Source organism: Muriicola sp., assembly GCF_041567615.1.
Lineage (GTDB): Bacteria > Bacteroidota > Bacteroidia > Flavobacteriales > Flavobacteriaceae > Muriicola.
The window spans coordinates 1-5,015 of the sequence record NZ_JBFGBM010000185.1 but is presented as its reverse complement, the minus strand read 5'-3'; the positions used below and the strand labels follow the sequence as shown (position 1 = coordinate 5,015).

Below are 5,015 nucleotides of genomic sequence, written 5' to 3'. Positions count from 1 at the left end.
CTCTCCTTCCCCATGGACGCCTCCATCGCGGCCACAGGGACGGTGAACGAGGGAAATACTTCCACCTCCCTGGGATTAAAAGGCATCCCCGCCCTGGCAGAAGAGATCCAGATCGCAAGGGATCTGTATATACTGGAATACACAGGGGGAAAATTGCACATCCCTACGATATCGACTTCAGGGGCCGTCGCCCTTATAGCAGAAGCAAAAAAGAAAGGGCTGGATGTGACTTGTAGTGTCGCGATCCACAACTTATATCATACCGATGAAGTGCTACACGACTTTGACACCCATTTTAAGGTGATGCCCCCACTGCGGACCTCCAAAGACAGGGAGGCCCTGCGCAAAGGATTGAGAACGGGGGTGATCGATATGGTCACCTCAGACCATATACCCATCGACATAGAAGAGAAACGCGTTGAGTTCGACCGGGCTGCTTATGGATCCATCGGACTTGAATCTTCTTTCGGGACCCTGAATTCCATTTTCGGTCCGGATAAGACGGTGGATTTCCTCACATCCGGTCATGAGCGGTTTGGTCTGGATTCGCCGGTCATCAAAGAGGGCGAGCCGGTAAGCCTTAGTCTCTTCAACCCCGAAGGAGACTATGTGATTACCAGGGAAAGCCTGGAATCGACCTCCAAGAACAGTATGTACATAGGCAGGAAAGCTAAGGGCAGGGTGTACGGAAGTGTTACCGGGCCGCAGGTTTTTCTTAAAAAATGAATATTGACACATCATGGAGGAGCAAGTCATTAAGGAAGGAAAAACCACGGCAATAGTAGCCTACATGACCATGTTGGGCGCGTTGATTGCAATCACCATGAATCTCGAACCCAAAAATGCGTTTGCCAGGTTTCACGTGAGACAGGCTTTTGGCATCCACCTCGTATTTCTCGGGGTTGCCCTGTTCCTGAGTGTATGGTTTTTCAAATACGCCCTCCTCGCACTCTATGTGTTTTACTTCATTATGTGGCTCTATGGCTTCCTGGGGGCCATAGGCGGTAAAACCCATACCATGCCGGTGATAGGAGTGTATTTTCAAAAATGGTTTACTTTCATTCAATAAGATGACCACCCACCATCTCAGCCTGGAACACCTGGTAAGGCCGCCTGTTACAAGTGCGGTCAAGGCCCCTGCTGTATTTCTTTTCCACGGATACGGGAGCAATGAGGAAGACCTGTTTTCCTTCGCACCTGAATTGCCTGGGGAATTGTGTGTCATCTCTGCCCGGGCTCCCCACTCCCTCCCCCCCTATGGATTTGCCTGGTACCATATTGATTTTGATGCTAATTTTGGGAAATGGAGCGATACAGCTCAGGCTCGTGAGTCCGTTGGGAAAATGGTGCACTTTATAGAGGAAGCCATCGATGCCTATGCCCTTGATCATACGCGTATTACACTTCTGGGCTTCAGTCAGGGAACCGTACTGAGTTTTGCCCTGGCCCTTTCCTATCCGAATATGATCCGGAACGTGGTAGGGTTGAGTGGATACATAGACGAGAATATTCTTGTCGATGGCTATCAGGACAAAGATCACCGTCATCTTAAGATGTACGTGTCACACGGACAATTTGATCCTGTAATCCCTGTTTCCTGGGCCACAAAGACACCTCCCATCCTGGAACGTCTGGGCATACCATATACTTTCGAGGAATTCCCTACGGGTCACGGTGTTTCCAGGGAAAATTTCTACGCCATGAGCGCCTGGCTCAACCAGCATTTTTAAAGGCTCCGGGTATAGAGCAGGTGGTCCAGGAGGGTAAAGTCTACTGAAAGGTCATCTTTAAGCTCATATTCTATAAAGAGCTCTCCCCAGAACCTGCCATCCGAAAAATCAGCGATGATCCACTTGTGATTCAGGACGTTGATCTTGTTGATCTTAAAGTTGCTTTCCATTCCCTCATAGGGAACCAGGGGATTATCTCCTTTGGCTTCGTTGGTCTCCAGCAGTTTGTCTGCAACATAACGAGCCGGGTCTTTCAGGGATAGATGGTCGTAATACGCAAGGGCATCATCATTGTTCTCCAGCGAAAAATACTGCAGATCGAGCACTTTGAGCCTTGAGCTCCTCAGGGAATCTTCCAATTGGCTGACCTGCGCTTCCAGGGATGTGATCTTTTCATCCTTAACTTCTGCCTGAGCGGAATAACTGACATAGATATACAGGGCGATCAGGGATGAAAAAATAAACAGGTATAAAAATATTCTCGCTTTCATCAATTGAGGTTAATCGTTAAATTATCATAGGCCAGGTGGACGTTCTCAGGAAGGCTGTTCTCCACTTCGTCGTGAAAACCCAACAGGTGGCTGATGTGGGTAAAGTAGGCCACTTGGGGCTCTACTTTTTCCACAAAGGCTAGGGCTTCTTCCAGATTAAAATGGGAGTGATGGGGTTCTATTCTCAATGCATTGACTATTAATACTTTAACCCCTTTTATCTTTTCTATTTCTTTATATTCTATGTTCTTGACGTCTGTAAGGTATGCGACGCCTCCTATACGATAACCGAACACCTGCAAACGGTTGTGGTATGCCTCGATGGGAATGGCCTGCATGTTCCCCACTCGAAAAGGTTTGTCGTTTTCGACCACATTGACCTTGACCGCCGGAGCTCCCGGATAGCGGTCCTCATCAGAGAAGATATAGTCGAATCTTTTTCTCAGGTTGTTAATTACACGCTGGTGGGCATAGATCGGGATATCGCCCTGCCTGAAAAAGAAGGGCCTGATATCATCAATACCTGCCGTGTGATCTGCGTGTTCGTGGGTAAAGAGAATGCCGTTGAGTTTCCTGACCCCTGTCCTGAGCATCTGCTGCCTGAAATCGGGGCCACAGTCGATCACAAAGTTGTAATCTTCCCAGGAAATAAGCACAGATACACGAAGCCGTTTATCCTTGGGATTCTCACTCAGGCAGACCGGATGGGTACTCCCGATCACGGGGATCCCCTGAGAGGTTCCGGTTCCCAAAAAAGTCAATTTCAACGGCTCGTCTATTTTATTCAAATTTATGACTTATTTATTTAAAAGATGCCCCATTCTTATTAACTTTGAAGCGAAAATCCTGAGGAATGGCGTCCGTTTTAAATCAAGATCCCGCATTCGAAAATATTCCCTCCATCAAGGCCAAAACGCTGCGCATCAACTTGAACCCTGCGATCTATGGAACCTTTGCGGAAATCGGCGCAGGTCAGGAAACAGCCAGGCATTTTTTCAGGTCGGGAGGCGCCTCAGGTACCATTGCCAAGGCGATGAGCGCCTATGATAAGAATTTCAGCGATGCTATTTACGGCACCGAGAAGGACGGCAGGTATGTGACGCAGAGCCGCCTCAACAAAATGCTGAATCACGAGATGCAGCTGATGGAGGAGCGGATCAGCCGGGAGGATCACCCGGAACGCCTTTTTTTCACCTATGCCAATACGGTGGCCACTATCGATTTTTCTAAGCGGTACAAAGGGCACGGCTGGGTCGGGATCATGTTCCAGCTAGATCCCAATCAAAAAGAATACGACGAAATCATCCTCCACCTGCGCTTTAAGCAAAATGAGGCGCGACTGCAACAGGAGACACTTGGAATTGTAGGGGTTAACCTTATTTACGGGGCTTTTTATAAGTACAACAAGCCGAGGAAATTACTGAAATACCTGTACGACCATATCGATAAGGATACCGTGGAGATCGACATGGTAAACTTTTCAGGCCCCAACTTCAAGAACGTAGACAACAGGCTGATGAGCCTGCAGCTCATCAAAAATGACATGACGGACGCGGTGATGTTCGGGCCGGACGGCAACAACCTCCTTCCCGCGGCAGTCCTCTACAAAAAGAATATCCTGGCACTCCGGGGAAGTTTCAGGCCCGTGACCAAGGTCAACATGGACATGTTCCAGAAATCCTACGACATCTTTATCAGGGAACAGACCGTGGAAGAGGAAAATACGGTGGTCATGTTCGAAATCACCCTGGCCAACCTCAAGGCTTCCGGTGAGATAGACGAACAGGATTTTATGGACAGGGCTGAGCTGCTCTGCTCCCTGGGTCACACCGTACTGATCTCAAAATTCCAGGAATACTACAGGCTTGTTGAATACCTCGGCAATTATACAAAGGCCAGGATCGGCCTTACCATGGGCGTTAACAACCTGGTAGAGATCTTTGACGAGAAGTATTACAGACACCTTAGTGGGGGAATCCTGGAAGCATTCGGAAAGCTGTTCTTCAAGGACCTGAAAGTATACCTTTACCCCATGAAGAACCCAGAAACAGGTCAGATCATGACCAGCAATAACATCAAGGTTCACCCCCGTATGAAGGAACTTTACAAGTTCTTCAAATACAACGGGAAAGTTATGGATATCATAGATTACGATCCGGAGATCATGCACATCTTCTCCAGGGACGTGCTCAAGAAGATCATGAATGGGGAAGATGGATGGGAAGAAATGCTTCCCGAGGGGATCGCGGATATCATCAAGAAGAAAAAACTCTTTACACGGCAGGAGGTCCCTGAGAAACAAAATGTTTAAAAAAAACCCTGACGCTTGTCAGGGTTTTTTGTTATCTCCTTCAAAATCAGAGGATCTGGGCGGCGTGATCCTTGGTATTTACTTTGTCTATCACTTTTTCCACCACCCCTTTTTCATCGACGATAAAGGTCATCCGGTGGATCCCATCGTATTCCCTGCCCATAAATTTTTTGGGACCCCATACTCCAAACGCATCGATCACGGCATGGTCTTCATCGGCGAGTAAGGGAAATGGAAAATCGTATTTGTCACGAAAATTGGCCTGTTTTTTCTGTGAATCCTCACTGACCCCGAGGAGGGAGTATCCCTGCTCTTGCAGAGCCGAATAATTGTCCCTGAGATTACAGGCTTCTGCCGTACAACCGGGGGTATTGGCCCTGGGATAGAAAAAAACGATCAGCTTTTTCCCATCGTAATCGGAAAGCTTAATTTCATTCCCATCTTGGTCTTTTGAAGTAAATTGAGGTACTTTGTCCCCTTTCT

The 5,015-nt window shown here is 47.9% G+C and carries 7 protein-coding genes; 4 read left to right on the top strand and 3 right to left on the bottom strand.

Features of this window, described 5'->3' with window-relative positions; genetic code table 11:
• The 3 genes from ABYP73_RS11295 to ABYP73_RS11285 form a co-directional block, all read left to right on the top strand.
• Window positions 1-726: dihydroorotase family protein (locus ABYP73_RS11295; protein WP_372974393.1), on the top strand; the 726-nt coding region annotated here is incomplete at its 5' end.
• Between the two features lie 13 nt (window positions 727-739).
• Window positions 740-1,069 carry a hypothetical protein gene (locus ABYP73_RS11290; RefSeq protein ID WP_372974392.1) on the top strand — a complete coding sequence of 110 codons (330 nt, stop codon included), beginning with the start codon at window positions 740-742 and terminating at the stop codon, window positions 1,067-1,069.
• 1 nt (window position 1,070) lies between these two features.
• Complete coding sequence (locus ABYP73_RS11285) at window positions 1,071-1,730, top strand: alpha/beta hydrolase (RefSeq protein ID WP_372974391.1); 660 nt, start codon at window positions 1,071-1,073, stop codon at window positions 1,728-1,730.
• On the opposite strand, the gene ABYP73_RS11280 is transcribed toward ABYP73_RS11285, so the two are convergent.
• Both ABYP73_RS11280 and ABYP73_RS11275 read right to left on the bottom strand, forming a co-directional pair.
• Entirely contained in the window at window positions 1,727-2,221 is a 495-nt protein-coding gene (locus ABYP73_RS11280; protein ID WP_372946591.1) for a hydrolase, read from the bottom strand. The genes ABYP73_RS11285 and ABYP73_RS11280 overlap by 4 nt on opposite strands.
• Window positions 2,221-2,988 (bottom strand): MBL fold metallo-hydrolase, encoded by a 768-nt coding sequence (locus ABYP73_RS11275; RefSeq protein ID WP_372974390.1) that lies wholly within the window; start codon window positions 2,986-2,988, stop codon window positions 2,221-2,223. Before ABYP73_RS11275 ends, ABYP73_RS11280 begins: the two co-directional genes overlap by 1 nt.
• Window positions 2,989-3,074: 86 nt before the next feature.
• Between ABYP73_RS11275 and ABYP73_RS11270 the strand changes: the two genes are divergently transcribed.
• Window positions 3,075-4,532, top strand: coding sequence for a TonB-dependent receptor (locus ABYP73_RS11270; protein ID WP_372974389.1), 1,458 nt, complete (start codon window positions 3,075-3,077; stop codon window positions 4,530-4,532).
• A gap of 46 nt (window positions 4,533-4,578) precedes the next feature.
• Here the strand turns inward: ABYP73_RS11270 and bcp are convergent.
• The coding region (gene bcp / locus ABYP73_RS11265; protein ID WP_372974388.1) for a thioredoxin-dependent thiol peroxidase at window positions 4,579-5,015 on the bottom strand (437 nt) is incomplete at its 5' end.